The organism is Paenarthrobacter sp. CM16 (assembly GCF_013179505.1).
Classification (GTDB): Bacteria; Actinomycetota; Actinomycetes; order Actinomycetales; family Micrococcaceae; genus Arthrobacter.
In genome coordinates, this window is record NZ_JABMCX010000576.1 from 1 (window position 1) to 882 (window position 882).

Annotated in this window: 1 protein-coding gene and 1 pseudogene; one reads left to right on the forward strand and one right to left on the reverse strand. The window is 65.6% G+C overall.

The genetic code is table 11. The features are described 5' to 3' along the window. Positions 1-632: succinyl-diaminopimelate desuccinylase (dapE, locus tag HP499_RS24600; protein WP_172326622.1), on the forward strand; the 632-nt coding region annotated here is incomplete at its 5' end. Positions 633-705: 73 nt separating this feature from the next. Here the strand turns inward: dapE and HP499_RS25345 are convergent. Beyond that, positions 706-882, reverse strand: a pseudogene (locus HP499_RS25345) (amino acid ABC transporter permease); the annotation flags it as partial.

The following is an 882-nucleotide window of genomic DNA, read 5'->3' on the forward strand; positions in this document are numbered from 1 at the left end:
ACCTGCTCCAGGGCGACTTCGCGATCCTGCTGGAGCCGACCCATGGCACCGTTGAAGGCGGCTGCAACGGAACCAGCCGTTTCGAAGCCACCACCATCGGCGAAACGGCCCACTCTGCCCGGGCATGGATGGGCGTCAACGCAATTCACGCCGCAGCACCTATCCTGGCGCGGCTCGCCGACTACGAGCCGCGGACCATCAACGTGGACGGGCTCGATTACCGCGAGAGCCTCAACGCGGTGAAGATCAACGGGGGCACCGCGGGCAACGTCATCCCGGACCGCTGCGTGGTGGAAATCAACTACCGTTTTGCACCCGACAAGACCCCGGATCAGGCCGAGGCCGTCGTCAGGGATTTGCTGGAAGGATTCGACGTCGTCCGTACCGACGCCGCTGCCGGCGCCAGGCCCGGACTGAATCACCCCGCCGCCGCGTCCTTCGTGGCCGCAGTGGGTGCCGAGCCCAAGCCCAAGTACGGCTGGACCGACGTCGCGCGTTTCAGCGAGCTGGGTATCCCGGCAGTGAACTTCGGCCCCGGCGATCCTCTGCTGGCGCACAAGGACAACGAGCACGTCGACGCCGACGCCGTGCGTGAGTGCCTCCGTGCCCTGAGGACGTGGTTGACGCCGTAGCCAGGGTTCCCGCACGGCCAATAAAGAAGGTCCGCAGCTGCGTAGCTGCGGACCTTCTCTATGTGGTTCAGGACTATGCCTTGTTGGGGCCTTCGATGGAGTCCTTCGCGATGGGATCGTTGCCGCCCACCACGAGCCCGGTCCGGAGACTGGGCGGGGCCATGCCGCCGGCGGCTTTCTTGGAGCCGCGGCGCTCGATCATGATCGCAATCCGTGACACCGTCAGGTTGATCAGGATGTAGATCGCAGC